Annotated in this window: 18 protein-coding genes; 7 read left to right on the top strand and 11 right to left on the bottom strand. The window is 60.0% G+C overall.

The window, feature by feature from the left end; all coding sequences use genetic code 11:
• Positions 1 to 119: 119 nt before the first annotated feature.
• From astD to acs, 11 genes are all read right to left on the bottom strand, one after another.
• Positions 120 to 1589 (bottom strand): succinylglutamate-semialdehyde dehydrogenase, encoded by a 1470-nt coding sequence (gene astD / locus HX815_RS00670; RefSeq protein ID WP_168197533.1) that lies wholly within the window; start codon positions 1587 to 1589, stop codon positions 120 to 122.
• Positions 1586 to 2611, bottom strand: a complete 1026-nt coding sequence (gene astA, locus HX815_RS00665; RefSeq protein ID WP_003214325.1) for an arginine N-succinyltransferase — start codon at positions 2609 to 2611, stop codon at positions 1586 to 1588. The genes astD and astA overlap by 4 nt, the downstream gene beginning before the upstream one ends.
• A gap of 49 nt (positions 2612 to 2660) precedes the next feature.
• Complete coding sequence (aruF, locus tag HX815_RS00660) at positions 2661 to 3680, bottom strand: arginine/ornithine succinyltransferase subunit alpha (RefSeq protein ID WP_003214328.1); 1020 nt, start codon at positions 3678 to 3680, stop codon at positions 2661 to 2663.
• 244 nt (positions 3681 to 3924) lie between these two features.
• Positions 3925 to 5145, bottom strand: coding sequence for an aspartate aminotransferase family protein (locus tag HX815_RS00655; protein ID WP_003214332.1), 1221 nt, complete (start codon positions 5143 to 5145; stop codon positions 3925 to 3927).
• Positions 5146 to 5454: 309 nt separating this feature from the next.
• On the bottom strand, positions 5455 to 6435 hold the full coding sequence (locus HX815_RS00650) for a GlxA family transcriptional regulator (protein ID WP_003214334.1): 981 nt from the start codon (positions 6433 to 6435) through the stop codon (positions 5455 to 5457).
• A gap of 247 nt (positions 6436 to 6682) precedes the next feature.
• Complete coding sequence (locus HX815_RS00645; RefSeq protein ID WP_003214336.1) at positions 6683 to 7447, bottom strand: ABC transporter ATP-binding protein; 765 nt, start codon at positions 7445 to 7447, stop codon at positions 6683 to 6685.
• A gap of 27 nt (positions 7448 to 7474) precedes the next feature.
• Entirely contained in the window at positions 7475 to 8587 is a 1113-nt protein-coding gene (locus HX815_RS00640) for a succinylglutamate desuccinylase/aspartoacylase family protein (RefSeq protein WP_177019546.1), read from the bottom strand.
• A 1-nt stretch (position 8588) separates the two neighbouring features.
• Positions 8589 to 9287, bottom strand: coding sequence for an ABC transporter permease (locus HX815_RS00635; protein WP_003214339.1), 699 nt, complete (start codon positions 9285 to 9287; stop codon positions 8589 to 8591).
• A complete protein-coding gene (locus HX815_RS00630; protein WP_003214341.1) occupies positions 9284 to 9973 on the bottom strand; it encodes an ABC transporter permease in 690 nt (229 codons plus the stop codon). Before HX815_RS00630 ends, HX815_RS00635 begins: the two co-directional genes overlap by 4 nt.
• A 91-nt stretch (positions 9974 to 10064) precedes the next feature.
• Positions 10065 to 10850 (bottom strand): ABC transporter substrate-binding protein, encoded by a 786-nt coding sequence (locus HX815_RS00625; protein WP_003214343.1) that lies wholly within the window; start codon positions 10848 to 10850, stop codon positions 10065 to 10067.
• 684 nt (positions 10851 to 11534) lie between these two features.
• On the bottom strand, positions 11535 to 13490 hold the full coding sequence (acs, locus tag HX815_RS00620; protein WP_003214346.1) for an acetate--CoA ligase: 1956 nt from the start codon (positions 13488 to 13490) through the stop codon (positions 11535 to 11537).
• Between the two features lie 394 nt (positions 13491 to 13884).
• Between acs and HX815_RS00615 the strand changes: the two genes are divergently transcribed.
• The 7 genes from HX815_RS00615 to HX815_RS00585 all read left to right on the top strand — a co-directional run bounded on the left by HX815_RS00615 (position 13885) and on the right by HX815_RS00585 (position 21162).
• Positions 13885 to 14154, top strand: coding sequence for a DUF2790 domain-containing protein (locus HX815_RS00615; protein WP_008435250.1), 270 nt, complete (start codon positions 13885 to 13887; stop codon positions 14152 to 14154).
• Between the two features lie 143 nt (positions 14155 to 14297).
• A complete protein-coding gene (locus tag HX815_RS00610) occupies positions 14298 to 15161 on the top strand; it encodes an AraC family transcriptional regulator (protein ID WP_087693120.1) in 864 nt (287 codons plus the stop codon).
• Positions 15162 to 15291: 130 nt separating this feature from the next.
• Positions 15292 to 16548: a DUF1479 domain-containing protein gene (locus tag HX815_RS00605; protein ID WP_177027676.1), complete on the top strand. Its 1257-nt coding sequence runs from the start codon at positions 15292 to 15294 to the stop codon at positions 16546 to 16548.
• A 37-nt stretch (positions 16549 to 16585) separates the two neighbouring features.
• Positions 16586 to 17869, top strand: coding sequence for an ABC transporter substrate-binding protein (locus HX815_RS00600; protein WP_003214355.1), 1284 nt, complete (start codon positions 16586 to 16588; stop codon positions 17867 to 17869).
• A 470-nt stretch (positions 17870 to 18339) separates the two neighbouring features.
• The gene (locus tag HX815_RS00595) at positions 18340 to 19590 is read left to right on the top strand and encodes a ribonucleotide-diphosphate reductase subunit beta (protein ID WP_023659243.1); all 1251 of its coding nucleotides are present in this window, start codon (positions 18340 to 18342) and stop codon (positions 19588 to 19590) included.
• A gap of 145 nt (positions 19591 to 19735) precedes the next feature.
• Complete coding sequence (locus HX815_RS00590) at positions 19736 to 20449, top strand: HNH endonuclease (protein ID WP_177027675.1); 714 nt, start codon at positions 19736 to 19738, stop codon at positions 20447 to 20449.
• Between the two features lie 71 nt (positions 20450 to 20520).
• Entirely contained in the window at positions 20521 to 21162 is a 642-nt protein-coding gene (locus tag HX815_RS00585; RefSeq protein WP_003211514.1) for an HAD-IB family hydrolase, read from the top strand.
• The last annotated feature ends 39 nt before the right edge of the window (positions 21163 to 21201 follow it).

The following is a 21201-nucleotide window of genomic DNA, read 5'->3' as shown; positions in this document are numbered from 1 at the left end:
AAATTACTTGAACACACCACAAATCAAGTGTGGGAGCGGGCTTGCTCGCGAAAGCGGTGGTTCAGTCGCCTGAAATGTTGAATGACACACCGCCTTCGCGAGCAAGCCCGCTCCCACATTTAGATCAGCGTCACACCCGGGGTTAACGTCGCCGGTAGCACCAGGCTCGGGGTCTCAAGGGAGGCCACCGGGTACGCGCAATAGTCCGCCGCGTAATAGGCGCTGGCGCGATGGTTGCCCGAAGCCCCTACCCCGCCAAATGGCGCGCTGCTCGCAGCACCCGTCAGCTGTTTGTTCCAGTTGACGATCCCGGCACGGCTTTCCAGCCAGAACTGCTGGTAACGCGCCTCGGAATCCGACAGCAACCCGGCCGCCAAGCCGTATTGAGTGTTGTTGGCCTCGGCAATCGCCGCCTCGAAATCAGCGTAGCGGATCACTTGCAGCAGTGGGCCGAACAGCTCTTCGTCAGCGCGTTCCGTAACCTCGGTCACATCGATAATCCCCGGCGTCAGCAACGCAGCCTGGGCCTGGGGTTGAGTCATTTCCAACAGCGCCACGGCACCATTGGCCAACAGCAATTCCTGGGCATCCATCAACGCCTTGGCAGCACCGAGGGAAATCACCGAGCCCATGAACGGCGCCGGCGTTTGGTCAAATGCGCCGACTTCGATGGTCGAGCTCACCGCCACCAGGCGTGCGAGCAACGCATCGCCCCAGGCGCCTTCCGGCACCAGCAGGCGACGGGCACAGGTGCAACGCTGGCCAGCGGAGATAAACGCCGACTGGATAATGGTGTACACGGCCGCATCCACATCGGCCACTTCGTCCACCACCAGCGGGTTGTTGCCGCCCATTTCCAGCGCGAGGATCTTGTCCGGGCGCCCGGCGAATTGCTGGTGCAGATGGTTGCCGGTGCGGCTGGAGCCGGTGAAGAACAGACCGTCGATGCCCGGATTCGCCGCCAGGGCGATCCCGGTTTCCCGTGCGCCTTGCAGCAGGTTCAACACGCCCGCCGGCAGGCCGGCGTCGATCCAGCATTGCACGGTCAGCTCGGCGACTTTCGGGGTCAGCTCGCTCGGCTTGAACAGCACGGTGTTACCCGCCAGCAAGGCCGGCACGATATGCCCGTTAGGCAAGTGACCCGGGAAGTTGTAAGGGCCAAACACCGCCACTACACCGTGGGGCTTGTGGCGCAACACGGCAGTGGCGTCGCCCAATGGGCCGCTCTTCTCGCCGGTACGCTCGCGGTAGCTTTGCACCGAGATCGCGACCTTGTTGACCATGCTGGTGACTTCAGTCGCCGATTCCCACAAAGGCTTGCCGGTTTCCTCACCGATGCAGCGGGCGAGTTCGTCAGCACGACTCTTCAGGTTGGCGGCGAAGGCTTCCAGCACGCTCAGGCGCTCTTCCAAGGAACGCTTGGCCCAGGCCGGAAACGCCTGGCGTGCGGCCTGGACGGCGGACTCGACCTGCTCGGCGGTGGCGCCATTACCCGACCACACCACCTGCTGGGTCACCGGGTTCAGCGACTCAAACACTTCACCCTGGCCAGCCAGCCATTCACCTGCGATGTATAGCGAATTCATTATTTCGACTCCCGGGCAGCGGACAACGGTACGGCACGCACTTGATCACCGGCGATCAGTTGCAGGCGCTTGGCGGTCTGTTGATCGACCACCAGGGTGCCCGCAGCCAACCGCGCCGGCGCGGCGGTGATACGGCAATCTTCACGTTTGCGGTTATGGATCAGGAACGGCGTGGCGTCGTCGCCCGGCGTACCAATCGCCAGCACCAGCGCTTCGCTGTCGCGCACGGCGCGGATCTTGGTGGTTTCACACTCCACCGCCGGGCCCGCGTCGAAGATGTCGACGTAGCCCTGGTAGCTGAAACCTTCGCTCTTGAGCATGCTCAGGGCCGGCTCGGTGTCGGTGTGGACCTTGCCGATCACATTGCGCGCGTCTTCAGACAGGAAGCAGGTGTACAGCGGAAACTTCGGCATCAGCTCGGCGATAAACGCCTTGTTGCCCACGCCGGTGAGGTAGTCGGCCTGGCTGAATTCCATCTTGAAGAAGTGCCGGCCCAGGCTTTCCCAGAACGGCGAGCGCCCGGCTTCGTCGGACATGCCGCGCATCTCGGCGATGATCTTGTTGCCAAACAGCTGCGGGAATTCCGCGATAAACAGCATGCGCGCCTTGGCCAGCATGCGGCCGTTAAGGCCGTTGCGGTAATCGGCGTGCAGGAACAACGAGCACAGCTCGGAGTTGCCGGTCAGGTCGTTGGCCAGAAACAGCGTCGGGATTTCACGGTAGATGTTCAGCTCCTGGGAGGCGCTGACCGTCAGGCCGACCCGGAAGTTGTACCAAGGCTCACGCAGGCCGACGGCACCGGCGATGGCGGAAATCCCCACCACGCGACCTTCGTCGTTTTCCAGCACGAACAGGTAGTCCGCATCACCGCGCCCGGCTTCGCCGCGAAAGGTCTTTTCAGCCCAGCCGACCCGATGGGTCAGGCGCTCTTCGTTGGCCGGCAAGGTGGTGAGGCCGGTGCCGGTGCTGCGCGCCAGATCAATCAGGGCCGGTAAATCGCTGCTGCGTACGGGACGAACGATCATGCTATCTCCTCAAACGGGCCGCCTTGCAAGCCACCCGCGAAACTCATTCTTAAACCGCTACCAGTCGAACGCTGGCACCTTCGCCGACGCCCAGGGCTTCGGCGGTTTCCAGGTCCAGGGTCACTGGCTTGCCCGGCGCGTAGTCCAGCTCCAGCATCACCGCGCGGTAATCCTGCAACTGGCCGTTGCTCACCAGGTACTGGCGGCCGACACCCTTGACCATCTCACCGATCTTCACCGGCACCACACGGCTCTGGGCGATCGAGCGAATGCCCGAGACGCGCGCATGCAGGGTTGGGCCGCCGTCGAAGATGTCGATGTAATGGTCGGTCTCGAAGCCTTCGCGCATCAGGATGTCGAAGGTGATCTGCGCCCGCGGGTGCACCTGGCCCATGGCTTCCTGGGCTTCGTCGGGCAACAGCGGCACGTAGATCGGATAGTGCGGCATCAGCTCGGCGAGGAAGGTCCGGCTCTTCAACCCGCACAGGCGCTCGGCAGCGGCGTAGTTGAGGTCGAAGAAGTTGCGGCCGATGGCGTCCCAGAACGGCGAATCACCGTTCTCGTCGCTGTAGCCCACAATCTCGGTGACCACCGAATCGGCGAAGCGCTCCGGGTGGCCGGCCACGAACAGCAGGCGGCCACGGGAGTTGAGTTCCGACCACGGCGAACCCACCAGCTCCGGCACCACGTAGAAGCTGGTCAGCAGGCTGTTGCCGGTGAGGTCATGGCACTGCGAGAGCACGTGGATCTTGTTGTGGATCTTCAGCTCGCGGGAAGCGTGCACGAAGGTCTCGTTACGGAAGCTGTAGAACGGTTCCGAGTAGCCGGCCGAGGCAACGATGGCCGAACAGCCCACCAGCTTGCCGGCGTCGGTGTCTTCCAGGACGAAGAAATAGCTTTCTTCACCGTTGAAGCTGACCTCGGCGGCGAAGGACGCTTCGCTCGCAGCGATCTTGTCGCTCAGGCGTTCGACATCATCCGGCAAGGAGGTGACACCAATCGGGCTGTCCGCAGCCAGACGCTGTACCTCGCCCAGATCAGCCATTTGCGCGGGGCGCATCACCAGCATGGTGTCACTCCTTAACTCGAAAACTCACAGGAAAAAATGCCGGACACGATCTTGAAATCAGTGAGGTCAAGTGTGGGAGCGGGCTTGCTCGCGAAAGCGGTGTGTCATTCAACATTTCAGGTGACTGAGCCACTGCATTCGCGAGCAAGCCCGCTGCCACATTTGATCTTCACAGCTTCAACTAAAGAGTCCGGCATACAAAATTTGTGTTGGGCGCCCGACTCGCCGGGCACCCAACGGTCCATCAGGCTTGCGTCAGCTTTTTCACCGCACGTTCGAAGCGGTCCAGACCTTCCTGGATATCGGCATCTTCCACCACCAGGCTCGGGGCGAAGCGCACCACATCCGGGCCGGCTTGCAGGATCATCAAGCCTTCGCGCTCGGCGGCGTTGAAGATGTCCTTGGCCTTGCCTTTCCAGGCATCGCTCAGCACGCAACCGAGCAACAGGCCCAGGCCACGCACTTCGGTGAAGATGCCGTATTGCTGGCCAATCTTCTCCAGACGGGAAACGAACAAGTCGTGCTTGGCGTTAACGCCGGCCAGCACTTCTGGCGTGTTGATCACGTCGATCACCGCTTCCGCCACCGCGCACGCCAGCGGGTTGCCGCCGTAGGTGGTGCCGTGGGTGCCGACCACCAAGTGCTTGGCCAGGTCTTCGCGAGTCAGCATGGCGGCGATCGGGAAACCGCCGCCCAGGCTCTTGGCGCTGGTGAGGATGTCCGGCACGACGCCGTAATGCTGATAGGCGAACAACTCGCCGCTGCGGCCCATGCCGGTTTGCACTTCGTCGAACACCAGCAGCGCGTTGTTCGCGTCGCACAGGTCGCGGGCACCTTGCAGGTACGACAGTTCTGCCGGCAGCACGCCGCCTTCGCCCTGGATCGGCTCCAGCACCACGGCGCAGGTCTTGTCCGAGACGGCGGCTTTCAGCGCCTCCAGATCGTTGTAAGGCACGTGGGTGATGCCGACGATCTTCGGACCGAAGCCGTCGGAGTACTTCGACTGGCCACCCACGTTCACGGTGAACAGGGTACGGCCGTGGAAGCTGTTCAGCGCGGCGATGATTTCGTATTTCTCGGTGCCGAAGCGGTCGAACGCGACACGACGGGCCAACTTGAAGGCGGCCTCGTTGGCTTCGGCGCCGGAGTTGCAGAAGAACACACGCTCGGCAAACGTGGCGTCGATCAGCTTATGGGCCAGGCGCAGGGCCGGCTCATTGGTGAAGACGTTGGACACGTGCCACAGCTTGTTGGCCTGTTCGGTCAGTGCACCGACCAGCGCCGGGTGGGCGTGGCCCAATACGTTGACCGCGATGCCGCCGGCAAAGTCGATCAGCTCTCGGCCCGCCTGGTCCCATACGCGCGAACCTGCGCCACGCACGGGGATGAAAGCGGCAGGTGCGTAGTTGGGAACCATGACCTGGTCGAAATCGGCACGTTGCACCGGGGCTTGCTCAACGGACATCGGAGTCTCCTGAAGAGGAACGCCTGCCTGAAACTGGCGGGCGATGCAGGGATTGTAAGGACAGTTTTCAGCGCGGCCTTGCCGCCAAGCGACAACTTCTTATAGCGCCAACCCGCGATTTTCGCGGGTTTACGCCAATGCGACAAATAGCATCGCAATGGCGCAGTTTAAACCGCCCGGGCCGGTTTTGGGCGGTCGGTGAGGCACAACTATCCAATGCCGTCGCCGATGGCCGTTTTGGTCTGCTGCTGATCTCATCCGCGCACAGGAACAGCGCCATGCCTGGAGATGCCGGCCGAGCACTGATGCCTAGCCGCGCTCGGACGGCACCGACGACAATTCGAACGGGCTGCTGCTGCGGCGCTGGTTGCGGTCTTCACGAGGGGTGGCGCCGAAGAAGTTGCGGTAGGCGCTGGAGAAGTGCGGCCCCGAGGAGAAGCCGCAGGACAGGCCGATCTGGATGATCGACTTGCTGGTTTGCATGAGCATCTGGCGGGCCTTGTTCAGGCGCAGTTCCAGGTAGTACTGGCTGGGGACGCGATTGAGGTATTGCTTGAAGATCCGCTCGAGCTGTCGTCGGGACACGCACACATGCTGGGCGATTTCGTCGGTGGTCAGCGGCTCTTCGATGTTGGCCTCCATCAGCAAAACCGCCTGGGTCAGCTTTGGATGGCTGGAACCCAGGCGGTTTTGCAGCGGAATGCGCTGGCGCTCGCCGCCTTCGCGGATGCGCTCCACCACCAGTTCTTCCGAGACTGCCCCGGCCAGTTCGGCGCCGTGGTCACGGGCCAGCACTGCCAGCAGCAGGTCGAGTACCGACATGCCACCGCAGGCGGTCAGGCGGTCACGGTCCCAGTCGAACAGATGGCTGGTGGCGATGACCTTGGGGAAACGCTCGGCGAAATCGTCCTGCCAGCGCCAGTGCACAGCGGCGCGGTAACCGTCGAGCAGACCGAGCTGGGCCAGCGGATACACACCGGCCGACAGGCCGCCGATCACACACCCGGCACGCACCAGTTGCTTGAGGGCGGTGCTGAGCTGGGAGGCGATGACGGTCGGTGGCTCATCGGCCAGCAGGAACAGCTTTTGGAAACCTTCCAGCTTGCCAGCCCAGGGCTCACCCGGCAGTTGCCAGGCGCCGTCGATTGGCGGTTCGGCCTGCAAAAACGAGAGTTCGTACACCACGTCCGGATGCACCCGCTGAGCAACGCGCAAGGCCTCCTCAGCCAGCGCAAGCGTCAGTGCTTTAGTGCTGGGCCAAATCAGGAAACCAATTCGATGGGCAGTCATGGAGTGCTATCCGAAGCGAGTAACAGTAATGAAGACAAAGGCCAATGCTAGCCGGTAAACCAACACAAATCTCTAAAGCGGGTGAAGATCCAAATGTGGGAGCGGGCTTGCTCGCGAATGCGGTGGATCAGTCACCGGATGTATCAACTGATACACCGCTTTCGCGAGCAAGCCCGCTCCCACAGGGGATTGGGCAACCTCAGGATTGTGAAGCTTGCACTAATTCAGTGCATAAAAGCAGTTCTGTTTACTTCAAGCTGCCGGAAAGAAACTGCTGCAAACGCTCGGACTGTGGGTTGACCAGCACTTCGCGCGGGTTGCCACGCTCTTCGACGATGCCCTTGTGCAGGAACACCAGTTGGTTGGAGACTTCACGGGCAAAGCCCATTTCGTGGGTCACCACCACCATGGTCCGGCCTTCCTGGGCCAGGTCCTGCATCACCTTGAGCACTTCGCCCACCAGCTCCGGGTCCAGCGCCGAAGTGGGTTCGTCGAACAGCATCACCTCAGGCTCCATCGCCAGGGCACGGGCAATCGCCACGCGTTGCTGTTCACCGCCGGACATGTGGCCAGGGAACGCATCCTTACGATGGCCCACACCGACTTTAGCCAGGTAGTGCTCGGCCTTTTCCCGGGCGTCTTTTTTCGACATGCCCAAGACGTGCACCGGTGCTTCCATGACGTTTTCCAGCGCGGTCATGTGGGACCACAGGTTGAAATGCTGGAACACCATCGACAGTCGCGAACGCATGCGTTGCAGCTGTTTCGGGTCCGCGGCCTTCATGGCGCCGTCCTTGTTGGCCACCAGTTTCAGCTCTTCGTTATTGAGCAGAATCTTGCCGGCGTGGGGCTGCTCCAGCAGGTTGATGCAGCGCAAAAAGGTACTTTTGCCCGAGCCACTGGACCCGATGATGCTGATCACATCACCGGCCGCGGCGGCCAGGGACACACCTTTGAGCACTTCATGACTGCCATAGCGTTTATGCAGGTCTTGGACTTCAAGTTTGTACATGCGGTCGGTTCTCACAAAAACAGTTGGTCAGTCGTTGAGCAAGCGCCCGTGCCGCAGCGCTTCGCGCCCCGCCACCTTGGCCAGCCAGAAACCCGCTTGGGCATAACGTAGCCGTTCAACGGCAAACAGCACCCCAGGCGTGCCCGCGCAAACAATGCTCACGCGGTCGGACAAGGGATCGATCACTTCAAATATCGGGTCGCCGGCTTCGACTACGTCACCGGCTTTACGCAGGTAGCTGATCACGCCGGCGTGGGGCGCGAACAACAACTCGGTGCCTTCGAAGGGCAGGCCTTCGCAGGGCTCGTGCTGCGGCGCGGGCCATTCACCACGGATCAGGCCTTGCTCGGCGAGGAACGCCAGGATGCCTTCAGCGTGGAAAATCGCTTCGTCACGGCCAGTATCGGCCTGGCCACCCAGCTCCAGAGTCGTCGCCAGGCACGCCAGGGGAATCTGCGCCTCGGGGAACGCCCGGGCCAGGCGCAGCCACGGTAGCGAGCAGGCTTCGTCAAACGAACTGCCACCGGAATCTTCCGCCAGCAGGCCGACCTTCACATTCAGATGCGCCGACAGCGAACGCCACTGCGGCCAGTGTTGCGGCAGCGCGTACATGTGCAACGCGGCTTCGGCGTCGCAATGCAGGTCGAGGACCACGTCGGCGGTGCAGGCATGGCTCAGCAACACCCGCTGCATGCCTTGCAACTGGCTGCTCGGCGCCGGCAACGCATTGAGCGCATCGCTCATGGCCTGGCGGATCAAGCGCACATTGGCGTGAGGATCATCCCCCAGCTTGCCGTTGAGCAACTCGGTAACCGGCTCGCTCAACTCAACGAAGTCGCGGTTGAAATTCTTGCCGCTGCCGATCTCGAAACGGCCCTGGTGACTGCCTTGCAGCAGTTGCCCCAGGCCCATCGGATTGGCGACGGGAACCAGCTCGATCACGCCGTTGAGGGCGCCTTGCTGTTCCAGTTCCGTCAGGCGCTTTTTCAGCTCCCAGGCGGCGCGCATGCCGGGCAATTCATCCGCGTGCAGGCTGGCCTGGATATAAGCCTTGCGCTCGCCGCTACCGAAACGAAACACCGTCAGCTGGCGTTCGCAGCCCAGGTGACCCCAGGGCAACAGGTGATCGATACGTTCCATATCAATGCTTCCGTGGAGCCAGGTAGCTCAGCCAGCGGCCTTCGGCCAACTTGAACAGGCGCACCAGGATGAAGGTCAGGCACAGGTAGAACGCACCCGCCGTGATATAGGCTTCGAACGGCAAGTAGTACTGGGCGTTCACCGTGCGTGCGGCACCGGTGATGTCGATCAGGGTGACGATGGAGGCCAGGCTGGTGGTCTGGAGCATCATGATCACTTCGTTGCTGTATTGCGGCAGCGCCCGGCGCAGGGCCGATGGCAGCAGGATCCGGCGATACAGCTTGTAGCGCGACATGCCCATGGCCTTGGCTGCCTCGATCTCGCCGTGGGGCGTGGCCTTGAGGCTGCCGGCGATGATCTCGGCGGTGTAGGCGCTGGTGTTCACGGCAAACGCCAGGCAGGCGCAGAAGGTCGCGCTGGACAGCAGTGGCCACAGGAAGCTTTCGCGCACCACTTCGAACTGGGCCAGGCCGTAGTAGATCAAGAACAGCTGCACCAGCATCGGCGTGCCGCGAATCACATAGGTGTAGAGCCAGGCAACACCGTTGACGATCGGCTGCTTGGACACGCGCATCAGGCCCAGGGGCAAGGCCGCGAGCAAACCGAAGAACAGCGAAATGGCCAGCAGTTTCAGGGTGGTCAGCAAGCCGCCGAGGTACAGCGGCATGGCCTCCCAGATGACGTTGTAGTCGAAGATCATAGATCAGCCGCCTTTACGCCTACCGAGTAGCGCTTCTCAAGATGACGCAGGGCCAGCAACGACACGCTGGTGATCACCAGGTACATCGCCGCCACTGCGAGGAAGAAGGTAAAAGGTTCGCGGGTGGCGTCTGCCGCCTGCTTGGCCTTGAACATCATGTCTTGCAGGCCCACCACCGAAATCAATGCGGTGGCCTTGGTCAGTACCAGCCAGTTGTTGGTAAACCCGGGGATCGCCAGCCGAATCATCTGCGGCACCATCACCCGGAAAAACACCTGGAACGGGCTCATGCCATACGCCAGGCCGGCTTCGGCCTGGCCCTTGGGAATGGCCATGAAGGCGCCACGGAAGGTTTCCGAAAGGTAGGCGCCAAAGATGAAACCCAGAGTGCCGATACCGGCGGCCAAGGGGTTCAAGTCAATGTAGTCGTTGTAGCCGAGCAACGGCGCAACACGATTAAGCAGGTCCTGACCACCGTAGAAAATCAGCAGGATCAGCACCAGGTCGGGGATCCCGCGGATCACCGTGGAGTACAGGTCGCCCAGCCAGGCCAACCAGCGCACCGGCGAGAGGCGCAACGCGACCCCGATCAGACCCAGAACAATGGCCAGGGCCATGGACGACAAGGCGAGCTGAAGCGTCAACCAAGCGCCATCGAGGATGACAGCCCCGTAGCCTTTCAACATGATTCAGGTCCTCGAAAAGGGGGATGAAAAAATGGCGCAAACTTCAGAGATCCTGGTGCTTGCGCCATTCTGGACAGACAGCTGCGACGGTTTACTTGGCTTCTGGGCCGTAAATGTCGAAGTTGAAGTACTTGTCCTGGATTGCCTTGTACTTGCCGTTGGCACGGATCGCAGCGATTGCAGCGTTGATGCGGTCCAGGTTTTCCTTGTCGCCTTTACGTACCGCGATGCCGATACCGTCGCCGAAGTACTTGGCGTCGGTGAAGGCCGGGCCGGTGAACGCGTAGCCTTTACCGGCTGGCGTGTCGAGGAAGCCTTCCTGCAACAGGGTGGCGTCGGCCACGGTGCCATCAAGGCGACCGGCTTCTACGTCCAGATAGATTTCGTTCTGCGAGCTGTAAGGAACAATGGTGGCGCCTTTGGGAGCCAGCACTTCCTTGGCGAAACGGTCGTGGATCGAACCGCGCTGCACGCCGATTTTCTTGCCTTTCAATTCATCCAGGCTGTCGCTGACGGCAGTGCCTTCCTTCAATACCAGGCGAGCTGGGGTCAGGTAGTAGCGGTTGGTGAAGTCCACGGACTTCTTGCGATCGTCGGTGATGGACATCGAGGACAGGATGGCGTCGATCTTGCGCACTTTCAGCGCCGGGATCAGGCCGTCGAATTCCTGCTCGACCCAGGTGCACTTGACCTGCATCTGCTCACACAGGGCGTTGCCGATGTCGTAGTCAAAACCGACGATGCTGCCGTCCGGTGCCTTGGAGGCAAACGGAGGGTAAGCCGCTTCAATACCAATCTTCAGTGGCTTGCCTTCGGCGAAAGCCTGCATGGACAGCACGGACAGCGCCAGGGCGCCCAACAGCACGAGTTTCTTCATCTTGGGACTCCATCGGTATAGGGCAAAACAGCAGTATGAGCCAGGGCCCACGATGCGAATGAGTGAAACCGAATAGCGGTGCTGCGTCCTGCGCCAGTTCAGCATCGGCGACGACGAGCGAGTGATCGGCATTCTAACGACAGGCCGGAAGCCGATATTTCCTCAATGCGACAACAATTTACAGAAGCACCGAGAAAGCGGTTCCAGCACATTGACAGCCTCTTGATTTTATGCAGAGGCAAAAGATATTAAACCTGTTAACGCTGCAAGTTGCGGGCCTATTATTCGCAAACCCTTCTAGCACGGCAAGTGTAGCGTTGGATCTAATTTTTCAGGGCGTCTAAGACGCGGGTTTTCGGGGCAACGGCGTAGCACTTTGCCTCATGTTTGGGCGTGGGGTTACACATTTGCTAGGTTCGGTAACATTCAGAAACTTCCTACAACACAATCCGATATTTATTGGCCTTGTGTAAGTCGCGCCACTGAATGACCAATCTTGGAATGCAATCAAAATGTGGGAGCGGGCTTGCTCGCGAAGGCGGTGTGTCAGTGGGTGATGTGCTGGCTGACACGCCGCCTTCGCGAGCAAGCCCGCTCCCACGGGGGTTATAGGTCGCCTGTCCGATCGCACAAAAAAGCCCCATCCGGCCTACGCCGAATGGGGCTTCGTCCCACAAACCCGCCTTACGCGACGTTCATGGTCTTGTGCGTCTCGATCAAATGCGCCACCACACTCGGATCCGCCAGGGTGGAGATATCGCCCAACCCGTCGTATTCAGCGGTGGCAATCTTGCGCAGGATCCGGCGCATGATTTTCCCCGAACGGGTCTTCGGCAAGCCCGGTGCCCACTGGATCACATCCGGTGAAGCAATCGGCCCGATCTCTTTACGCACCCAGTTTTTCAGCTCCAGGCGCAGCGCTTCATTCGGCTCTTCGCCGTTTTTCAGCGTGACATACACATAGATGCCCTGGCCCTTGATGTCATGAGGCACACCCACCACCGCCGCTTCCGCGACTTTCGGGTGCGCAACCATGGCGCTCTCAATCTCGGCGGTGCCCATGCGGTGGCCGGAGACGTTCAGCACGTCATCCACACGCCCGGTGATCCAGTAGTAGCCATCCTCGTCACGGCGCGCACCGTCACCGGTGAAGTACATGCCACGGAAGGTCTTGAAGTAGGTGTCCACAAACCGGTCATGGTCGCCATACAGCGTACGTGCCTGGCCCGGCCACGAATCCAGGATCACCAGGTTACCCTCGGCCACGCCTTCAATCAGGTTGCCGAGGTTATCCACCAGCGCCGGTACCACGCCAAAGAATGGGCGCGCCGCCGAACCCGGCTTGAGCGCATGGGCGCCCGGCAGCGGGCTCATCATGTTGCCGCCGGTCTCGGTCTGCCACCAGGTATCGACGATCGGGCAACGGGATTGGCCGACGTTCTTGTAGTACCAGTCCCACGCTTCCGGGTTAATCGGCTCACCCACCGAACCCAGCAGGCGCAAGCTGCTGCCATCGGCGCCTTCGCAGGCGGCGGTGCCGGAAGCCATCATGGCGCGGATCGCGGTCGGTGCGGTGTAGAGGATGTTCACTTTGTGCTTGTCGACGATCTTCGCCACCCGGGTGATGTCCGGATAGTTCGGCACGCCTTCGAACATCAGCGTGGTCGCGCCGTTGGCCAGTGGGCCATAGACGATATAGGTGTGGCCGGTGACCCAGCCGACGTCGGCGGTGCACCAGTAGATTTCGCCCGGGCGGTAGTCGAACACGCGCTCGTGGGTCAGGGCTGCGTACAACAGGTAGCCGCCGGTGGTGTGCTGCACGCCCTTCGGCTTGCCGGTGGAGCCGGAGGTGTAAAGGATGAACAGCGCTTCTTCGGCGCCCATCTCTTTCGGCGCACACACGGTGCCCGCCACTTTCATCAGGTCTTCGTACCAGATGTCGCGATGCTGGTTCCACTTGATGTTGCCACCGGTGCGCTTGCACACGATGACTTTCTGGATGCTGCTGGTTTCCGGGTTGGTCAGGGCGTCGTCGACGTTGGCCTTCAGGGAAATTTTCTTGCCGGCACGAATGCCTTCGTCGGCGGTGATCACCACCTTGGATTTGCAGTCGATGATCCGACCGGCCAGGGCCTCTGGCGAGAACCCGCCAAACACCACCGAGTGAATCGCACCGATCCGGGCACAGGCCAGCATGGCGACCGCGGCTTCGGGAATCATCGGCATATAGATAGTCACCACGTCGCCGCGGTGCACATCCTGGCCGCGCAGGGCGTTGGCGAACTTGCAGACTTCTTCATGCAGCTCGCGGTAGGTGATGGTGCGGCTTTCGGCAGGGTCGTCGCCCTCCCAGATGATTGCTGGCTGGTCGCCACGCTCGGCGAGGTGGCGGTCCAGGCAGTTGTAGGAAACGTTGAGGGTGCCGTCGGCAAACCATTTGATGTCGACATGGTGATCGTCGAAGGAGGTCTGCTTCACCGTGGTGAAAGGCTTGATCCAGTCAAGGCGCTTGGCTTGCTCGCGCCAGAAACCGTCGGGGTTGACCACCGACTGCTGGTACATGGCCTTGTAGGTCGCCTCATCGGTCAGCGTATTGGCCGCTACTTCGGGGCGAACGGGGTACAGAGAAGCCGCACTCATCTTTCTTACCTCGGTGACATAGTTGTTGTTGTATGGCCCTGTTGTAGCCGGGCCGGACCTATAGAACCATTCGACGATGGTAGTAACAAGCCCCTACAAATTGCCCACCTATCCCCTGGCAGCGCTCTGGCCCGCGGCCCGTGGCGCTTTGCAGGTTTCTGAAAAAACCTTCATTTCGCGATTGTTACAAAAACCACCAATAGTGTTTATCAAAAGCACGGGTATATGAATATAACTCGGACGCCTAAAATCAACCTCGCCATCAAGGCACTGTGATTAACAACGTAACAGCCCCCACGAAGGCAACGTTAATCCGAACTTCCCAATCAAGTTACACACGTGGCCTCACAAGGGCCCCGTGACCCCTTTCGACCGCCAAAAGGTAAATAGTCAAATGAAAGCGTTATTAGTTATGGCCCTTAGCAGCTTGTGCGCCACCGCCGCCCTGGCCGACGAAGCCCCGACTGACGTAGCCAGCCAGAGCACCCCGATTGTTGAGGATTACACTTACAGCACCCATCTGGACGTCGCCAAAGTAGTGTCCATGAGTGAAGTCCCGGATGTATGCAAAGTTGTACCGGTAAAAATGGAATATGAAGACTCACAAGGTCAGCGTCATATTCTTCAATATCAGGTCATGGGTAACGGTTGCTCTAACGGATAATAACTTCGTTAGTTTGAACTGAACCTGATCTTATTCGCCGCAAGAAATCGTTCTTGCGGCAAAGAGCCGGCTTATCCCCTACCGCTTGAATCGAATGCTACGATTGTGGCGCCGCCACCTCACCTGCAAGGCAGGATGCATTCATGCGAGCCAGTTTCGAAAAAATCCCCACCGAGGCGAACACCTCCTGGACCCTGCTGAACAGGCGTCTACAGGAGGCGATTCCGTTTGAATGGCATCACCATCCCGAATACGAACTGACCCTCACCCTCAACAGCCGCGGGCACCGCTATATCAGCAACGATGTGGCGCTGTACGATGACGGCGACCTGGTGCTGGTGGGCCCGAACGTGCCCCATAGCTGGTCTTCCGCCGAGCTGATCGACCCCGCCAAACCGCACATTGCCCTGGTCATCTGGTTTTCCGAGGCCTGGGCGGACTCGCTGGTGCAACTGTTTCCGGAGATGGGGTCGACGCGTGCGCTATTGGCTGCTGCGCGACAGGCGTTGAGTTTCAGTGATGCTACGTCCCGGGCGCTGCGCCCGGTGATCGAAGCCATGGTCGAGCAAGACGCTTCCCAGCGACTGATCTCGTTGCTTACCGTGCTCAACACATTGTCCCGGGATATCGCCGCGCAGCGCATCGCGACGGAAAACGCCGCCCCTCACATCGTTGAAGACGCGCGCATCCGCCGCGTCCTGGACTACCTGCACGGCCACTATGCGCAACCTGTCGGCATTCCCGAGCTGGCGCAAATGGCCTGTGTCAGCGTTTCAGCCTTCCATCGCATGTTCCGCAAACATACACGCTGCACGGCGCTGGACTACATCGTCCGGCTACGCATCGGACATGCCTGCGCTTTATTGATGCAGGGCAACCTGGCGGTCAGCGCGATTTCCGAACAGGTCGGCTATGCCTCCCAGGCGTTGTTCAATCGGCAGTTCAAGGCGCACAAGGGCATGACGCCGTCACAGTTTCGGCTTCAACACGGGCATCACTTTCAATAAGCCGATTCTTCTATACGCCTTACAACAAACGCCACAATCGTACTGCTCAACGCGCCAAATCAGGCTGCCGCCCAGGCGGGCCGGGGTGATTCCATACCGGTATGCACACAACAACAAGACAGGTCACCCCATGAGCAACTACCACGCCTTCGAATGCGCCGAGCTGCCGGACGACTACAAGCGCAGCATCGTCGCGATGAAAAAGGCCCTGCGCGCGCAGATCGGCGATGTGCCTACGCTGTTCGCCGAGGTCAGCGAGTTCATCAGTACTGAAATCGCCTCGATCAAGGCACAGCAGTCCGCCTGGCCCGAGCTTGACTTTGAAACCATCGCCAACGGCCAGGTCACCGAAGCACAACGGGCAATCATCAAGCGCAGGGGCTGCCTGGTGATCCGCAACCACTTCCCCAGGGAACAGGTGCTCGCGTGGGACAAGAGCCTGCTGGACTACCTCGACCACAACCATTTCGACGAGGTGTATCGCGGCCCGGCCGACAATTTCTTCGGTAACCTCGAAGCCTCGCGCCCGGAGATATTCCCGATCTATTGGTCCGACGCCCAGATGCAACTGCGCCAACACGAGCGCATGGGCGCCGCGCAGTCGTTCCTGAATCGCCTGTGGACCTACGATTCCCAAGGCCGGCAATGGTTCGACCCAGACATCAATGCGCTATACCCCGACCGCGTCCGCCGCCGCCCACCGGGCACCAGCTCCAAAGGGCTTGGCCCGCACACCGACTCGGGCGCCCTGGAACGCTGGCTGCACCCCGCCTACCTCAAGGTGTTCGACAAGATCTACCGCAACGACTTCAAGTCCTACGACCCCTGGGACGCCGCCCATCGCACCGAAGTCGATGAATACGCCTACAAGGACACGGTGAAATGCTCGGCCTTCCGCACCTTCCAGGGCTGGACCGCACTGTGCGACATGCAGGCCGACCAGGGCGTGCTGCATACCTTGCCGATCCCCAAGGCCATGGCCTACATGCTGCTGCGCCCGCTGCTGGACGATGTCCCCGAAGATGAGCTGTGCGGCGTTGCGCCGGGCAAGGTGCTGCCAGTTTCAGAGAAATGGCACCCGCTGCTGGTCCAGGGCATGACCCCGATTCCGGACGTGCAGGCCGGCGATTCGGTGTGGTGGCACTGCGACGTGATCCACAGCGTCGCCCCCGTCGAAAATCAACAGGGCTGGGGCAACGTGATGTACGTGCCCGCCGCGCCCATGTGCCCGAAAAACCTGCGGTACGCCAAGGATGTGCTCAGGGCGTTCGAGCAAGGGGCCTCACCGGATGATTTCGCCCGGGAGGACTACGAGAAAGAGTGGAAAGACCGCTTCATGACGCCGCAACTGAACACCCTCGGCCGCAAAGGGCTGGGGCTGGAATAAGCACCGCTCCCCAAAACAACAAAAAGGGTTATCCCACATGAAAATCCCCCATCGCCTTGCCGTTGCCATCTCCCTCGCCAGCCTTTGCACGTTCGCCGCTCACGCAGCCGACAGCAAAGGCACTGTTGAAGTCGTCCACTACTGGACCTCGGGCGGGGAAGCCAAGTCTGTACAGGTGCTGCAACAACTGATCGAGAAAGACGGCTTCATCTGGCAAAACAGTGCCGTGGCCGGCGGCGGTGGCGCTGCTGCCATGACCGTCCTCAAGAGCCGCGCCGTCTCCGGCAACCCGCCCTCTGCCGCGCAGATCAAAGCTCCGGACATTCAGGAGTGGGGCAAGCTGGGCCTGCTGACCAGCGTCGACAACGTCGCCAAGGCCAATCACTGGGACAGCCTGCTGCCCGAAAGCATTGCGCAACTGATGAAGTTCGACGACCACTACGTCGCCGTACCGCTCAACATCCACCGCATCAACTGGTTATGGATCAACCCCGAGGTGCTCAAGAAAGCCGGCGTGTCCAAAGCCCCGGCCACCCTGGAAGAACTCTACGCCGCCGGCGACAAACTCAAGGCCGCCGGCTTCATCGCCATCGCCCACGGCGGCCAACCCTGGCAGGACACCACCGTATTTGAAGGCCTGGTGCTCAGCATCCTGGGCGCCGATGGCTTCCAGAAAGCCTTTATCGACAACGACGAAGCCACCTTCACCGGCCCCAAAATGACCGAAGTCTTCGTCGCGCTGCGCAAGCTGAAGACCTACATGGACCCCAACGGCGCAGGCCAGGACTGGAACATGGAAACCGCCAAAGTCATCAATGGCCAGGCCGGCATGCAAATCATGGGGGACTGGGCCAAGAGTGAGTGGACCGCGGCGGGTAAAAAAGCCGGGGCCGATTATGAATGCGTGCCCTTCCCCGGCTCACAAGGCATTTATAGCTACACCATCGACTCACTGGCCATGTTCAAACCGTCCAGTAAAAATGATACGCCGGGCAACAACGCGGCTCGCGACGACCTGGCCAAGATCGCCCTGGAGCCGCAATTCCAGAGCGTGTTCAACCAGAACAAAGGCTCCATCCCGGTGATCAAGGGCCTGGACATGAGCCAGTTCGACAGCTGTGCCCAGGCTTCCGCCAAGGACTTCGCCGAAGCCGAGAACGCCGGCACGCTGGAGCCGAGCATGGCCTTCAACATGTCCACGTCCCAGGCGGTGCAAGGGGCGGTGTTTGATGTGGTCAGCAACTTCATGAGCAATAAAGACGCGGACCCTGCCAAGGCTGGCAAGCAGATGTTTGCCAGCATCAAAGCCGCAGCCCAGTAACCCCCCGCGACCCGTTCTTGCGCCAAACGGCGCAAGAACTTCCAGACCGAATCTGCCCCAGTTCGGCGCGCTGAAACAAACGCCTACCGCCCGTCAAAAAAATCCAAGCCAGGCAAAGCCTTGTAAACCCGGACCTTGGCTGCAAACACCACCATTTTGGCCGCTCACCGAGACCATCCGCCGCAACACAAAGTCGAATTTTTCCCTATAATGCGCGGGTAAATCGGGCCTGCAATATCCCTTTACATGGGGACGAAGAGCCAGACCTGAGGCCCCCGCTGGAGCCAGTAAGCATTGCTCCGCCCCTCAAGCCTCAAGCAGAACACCCGTAACCCTGATTCCGTTTAATGCGTGCGCTAGCTGCAACAAACGATTCCTTAAGATCCACCGCGGCCTTTGGGCCGTGTGAACACCCAACCATCCGGTTTCACACGGGCACCTTAGAGCCCTCACGCAGGAGACGACACGTCATGCTGAGCTGGGACGAGTTCGACAAAGAAGAAGACGGCGAAGTAGTTGCCAAAGGCGCCAACGCCGGCCACGCCACCGAAGCCAACATGGACCGCCTCGACGGCGCCGGCGCTGCTGCCGCCATCGAAGCCCGCGCCGTCACCGCCGCTGACTCCGCCGCCATCGTGCGCGCCAAGGCCGCCCTCGACAAACTCGACGTCGCCGAAGGCCTCGCCGAGCTGGAAGGCTCCGCCGCCCGCGTCGCCGTTGACGAAAAGCGCATGATCAACTGCCGCGCCGACCTCAACCAACTCGTACCTTTCAAGTACGACTGGGCCTGGCAGAAGTACCTCGACGGCTGCGCCAACCACTGGATGCCGCAAGAGGTCAACATGACCGCCGACATCGCCCTGTGGAAAAACCCGGAAGGCCTGACCGACGACGAACGTCGCATCGTGATGCGCAACCTCGGCTTCTTCTCCACTGCGGATTCGTTGGTCGCGAACAATCTGGTACTGGCCGTGTACCGCCTGATCACCAACCCGGAGTGCCGCCAGTACATCCTGCGCCAGGCCTTCGAAGAAGCGATCCACACCCACGCCTACCAGTACTGCATCGAATCGCTGGCCATGGATGAAGGCGAGATCTTCAACATGTACCACGAGATTCCATCGGTCGCCAAAAAGGCTGCCTGGGGCTTGAAGTACACCCGTTCGATCTCCGATCCGAAGTTCGAAACCGGTACCGTTGAGACTGACAAAGAGCTGCTGCGCAACCTGGTGGCCTACTACTGCGTACTGGAAGGCATCTTCTTCTACTGCGGCTTCACCCAGATTTTGTCCATGGGCCGTCGCAACAAAATGACCGGCGTGGCCGAGCAGTTCCAGTACATCCTGCGGGATGAGTCGATGCACCTGAACTTCGGTATCGATGTGATCAACCAGATCAAAATCGAAAACCCGCACCTGTGGGATGCCGAGATGAAGGAAGAAGCGACCCAGATGATCCTGCAAGGGACTCAGCTGGAGATCGAATACGCGCGTGACACCATGCCGCGTGGGGTGTTGGGCATGAATGCGGCGATGATGGAGGACTACCTCAAGTTCATCGCGAACCGTCGTCTGTCGCAGATTGGTTTGAAAGAAGAATACCCAGGCACCACCAACCCGTTCCCGTGGATGAGCGAGATCATGGACTTGAAGAAAGAGAAGAATTTCTTTGAGACTCGTGTGATCGAGTATCAGACTGGTGGCGCGCTGAGCTGGGATTGATTCCTTAGCCAACTGAAAAGCCCTGACTTGTTCAGGGCTTTTTTGTATTTGCAGAGTGCCAAATCCTACAGTCTCGTAGGAAATTTCGTAGACGTGCTAGTGGCCACTCAGTATCGTCCGAGGACTTTCTACCCTCGGCGACTGTATGGATATTACAAAAGACAGCATCGACTGGAGCGACGAGGAATTAGCCGCGGCAGTCGAGACCTACTTGAAGATGTTGGCGTTGGAGAAGAACGGCCAACCCTTTAATAAAGCCCATGAAAACCGATTGCTACGTCAGGGACCAATCGCAGGTCGTACAGAAGGCTCCATCGAGTTTCGCATGCAGAATATCTCTGCGGTTCTGGTCCAAATGGGCCTGGATCGGATCAAGGGGTACAAACCTGCAAATAACGTGGGCTCGGGAGTAGAACAACAGATTCGCAAAGCCCTCACTGCCCTTCGTATATTTGAATCAGATGAAACAGCGCAAACTGCAGATGAACAAACCCTCGTCCGCCGAGCATCCAAGCTACTGCAGCAGCCCATCGAGAAGGTGCCGGACGGAATTGCGAAGCCACAGAAAGTGTCCATTGTCGGTACGGCTTTTGTTCGCGATCCCAAAGTACGCGCTTGGGTATTGAATGAGGCCAATGGCATTTGCGAAGGCTGCGGTTCAAACGCTCCCTTCGAAGTGGATGGCTTGCCATTTCTTGAAGTACATCACGTCAAGCACCTCGCCCAGAAGGGTTCGGATCGCATCACCAATGCTGTAGCCTTGTGCCCGAATTGCCATCAGCGTTGTCACCGATCAAGTGACCGCGGTGACTTCACCAAAGGGCTTTACTCGAAAATCGAAAGATTGAAAGAAGAGTAAACTTCTGTGGTCACAACTGATGTATTACCAAAATTACGAGATAGGACCGAGACCCGCCCGTGAACCCAGACATGCTCGAATCCGGCCCCTTGGATGCCAAAGTGCTCTCCGTCTTTGACTTCGACGGCACCCTGACCCACCACGACAGCTTCGTGCCGTTCCTGAAGTTCGCCTTTGGTAAAGGCGAGTTCGTGCGCAGGATGGTGAAGCTGGCGGTGCCTGGCGCGCAGTTTCTGTTGCGCGTGATTAGCCGTGATGAGCTCAAGGCGCAGTTGATCCGCACCTTTATGACCGGCGTGGATAAGGCGTGGGTTCAGCAGAAAGCGGAAGCGTATTGCCAGGCCTATTGGAACAAGTTGATGCGGCCAACCGGGCTGCAATCGGTGGCCGATGAGGTGAAGTCCGGGGCGGTGGTGACGCTGTGTTCGGCGTCGCCGGCGTTGGTGTTGCAGCCGTTTGCGGATCGGCTTGGGATCCGGTTGATAGGCACTGAGCTTGAGGTGGTTGACGGAGTATTGACGGGCAAGCTCACCGGGAATAATTGCCGGTGTGAGAATAAGGTGCTTCGGCTTGAGGCGGTTTATGGGGATCTGGGGGAGTATCGGCTCAGGGCCTGGGGTGATACGCGCGGGGATCGGGAGTTGTTGGCGGCGGCGCAGGATGCGCATTTTCGGCATTTTCATGCGAAGAAGAAACGAATCAAGCAACGCTGAATCGCCTGGACGACCTATCTGTGTGCGCTGGATTGACTG

The organism is Pseudomonas sp. E6002, assembly GCF_013385565.1.
In the GTDB taxonomy this organism is placed as follows: Bacteria; Pseudomonadota; Gammaproteobacteria; order Pseudomonadales; family Pseudomonadaceae; genus Aquipseudomonas.
The sequence above is the reverse complement of the archived record's forward strand: the minus strand, read 5'-3'. Positions and strand labels throughout refer to the sequence as shown.

What these genes read in the sequence shown, in the direction of transcription:
- HX815_RS00640 (WP_177019546.1), bottom strand. Translation starts at nt 8,587, where the DNA reads ATGGAACGTATCGATCACCTGTTGCCCTGGGGTCACCTGGGCTGCGAA.
- HX815_RS00595 (WP_023659243.1), top strand. Translation starts at nt 18,340, where the DNA reads ATGCTGAGCTGGGACGAGTTCGACAAAGAAGAAGACGGCGAAGTAGTT.
- HX815_RS00600 (WP_003214355.1), top strand. Translation starts at nt 16,586, where the DNA reads ATGAAAATCCCCCATCGCCTTGCCGTTGCCATCTCCCTCGCCAGCCTT.
- HX815_RS00625 (WP_003214343.1), bottom strand. Translation starts at nt 10,850, where the DNA reads ATGAAGAAACTCGTGCTGTTGGGCGCCCTGGCGCTGTCCGTGCTGTCC.
- astA (WP_003214325.1), bottom strand. Translation starts at nt 2,611, where the DNA reads ATGATCGTTCGTCCCGTACGCAGCAGCGATTTACCGGCCCTGATTGAT.
- HX815_RS00645 (WP_003214336.1), bottom strand. Translation starts at nt 7,447, where the DNA reads ATGTACAAACTTGAAGTCCAAGACCTGCATAAACGCTATGGCAGTCAT.
- HX815_RS00585 (WP_003211514.1), top strand. Translation starts at nt 20,521, where the DNA reads ATGCTCGAATCCGGCCCCTTGGATGCCAAAGTGCTCTCCGTCTTTGAC.
- aruF (WP_003214328.1), bottom strand. Translation starts at nt 3,680, where the DNA reads ATGCTGGTGATGCGCCCCGCGCAAATGGCTGATCTGGGCGAGGTACAG.
- HX815_RS00630 (WP_003214341.1), bottom strand. Translation starts at nt 9,973, where the DNA reads ATGTTGAAAGGCTACGGGGCTGTCATCCTCGATGGCGCTTGGTTGACG.
- HX815_RS00635 (WP_003214339.1), bottom strand. Translation starts at nt 9,287, where the DNA reads ATGATCTTCGACTACAACGTCATCTGGGAGGCCATGCCGCTGTACCTC.
- HX815_RS00650 (WP_003214334.1), bottom strand. Translation starts at nt 6,435, where the DNA reads ATGACTGCCCATCGAATTGGTTTCCTGATTTGGCCCAGCACTAAAGCA.
- acs (WP_003214346.1), bottom strand. Translation starts at nt 13,490, where the DNA reads ATGAGTGCGGCTTCTCTGTACCCCGTTCGCCCCGAAGTAGCGGCCAAT.
- HX815_RS00605 (WP_177027676.1), top strand. Translation starts at nt 15,292, where the DNA reads ATGAGCAACTACCACGCCTTCGAATGCGCCGAGCTGCCGGACGACTAC.
- HX815_RS00590 (WP_177027675.1), top strand. Translation starts at nt 19,736, where the DNA reads ATGGATATTACAAAAGACAGCATCGACTGGAGCGACGAGGAATTAGCC.
- HX815_RS00610 (WP_087693120.1), top strand. Translation starts at nt 14,298, where the DNA reads ATGCGAGCCAGTTTCGAAAAAATCCCCACCGAGGCGAACACCTCCTGG.
- HX815_RS00615 (WP_008435250.1), top strand. Translation starts at nt 13,885, where the DNA reads ATGAAAGCGTTATTAGTTATGGCCCTTAGCAGCTTGTGCGCCACCGCC.
- HX815_RS00655 (WP_003214332.1), bottom strand. Translation starts at nt 5,145, where the DNA reads ATGTCCGTTGAGCAAGCCCCGGTGCAACGTGCCGATTTCGACCAGGTC.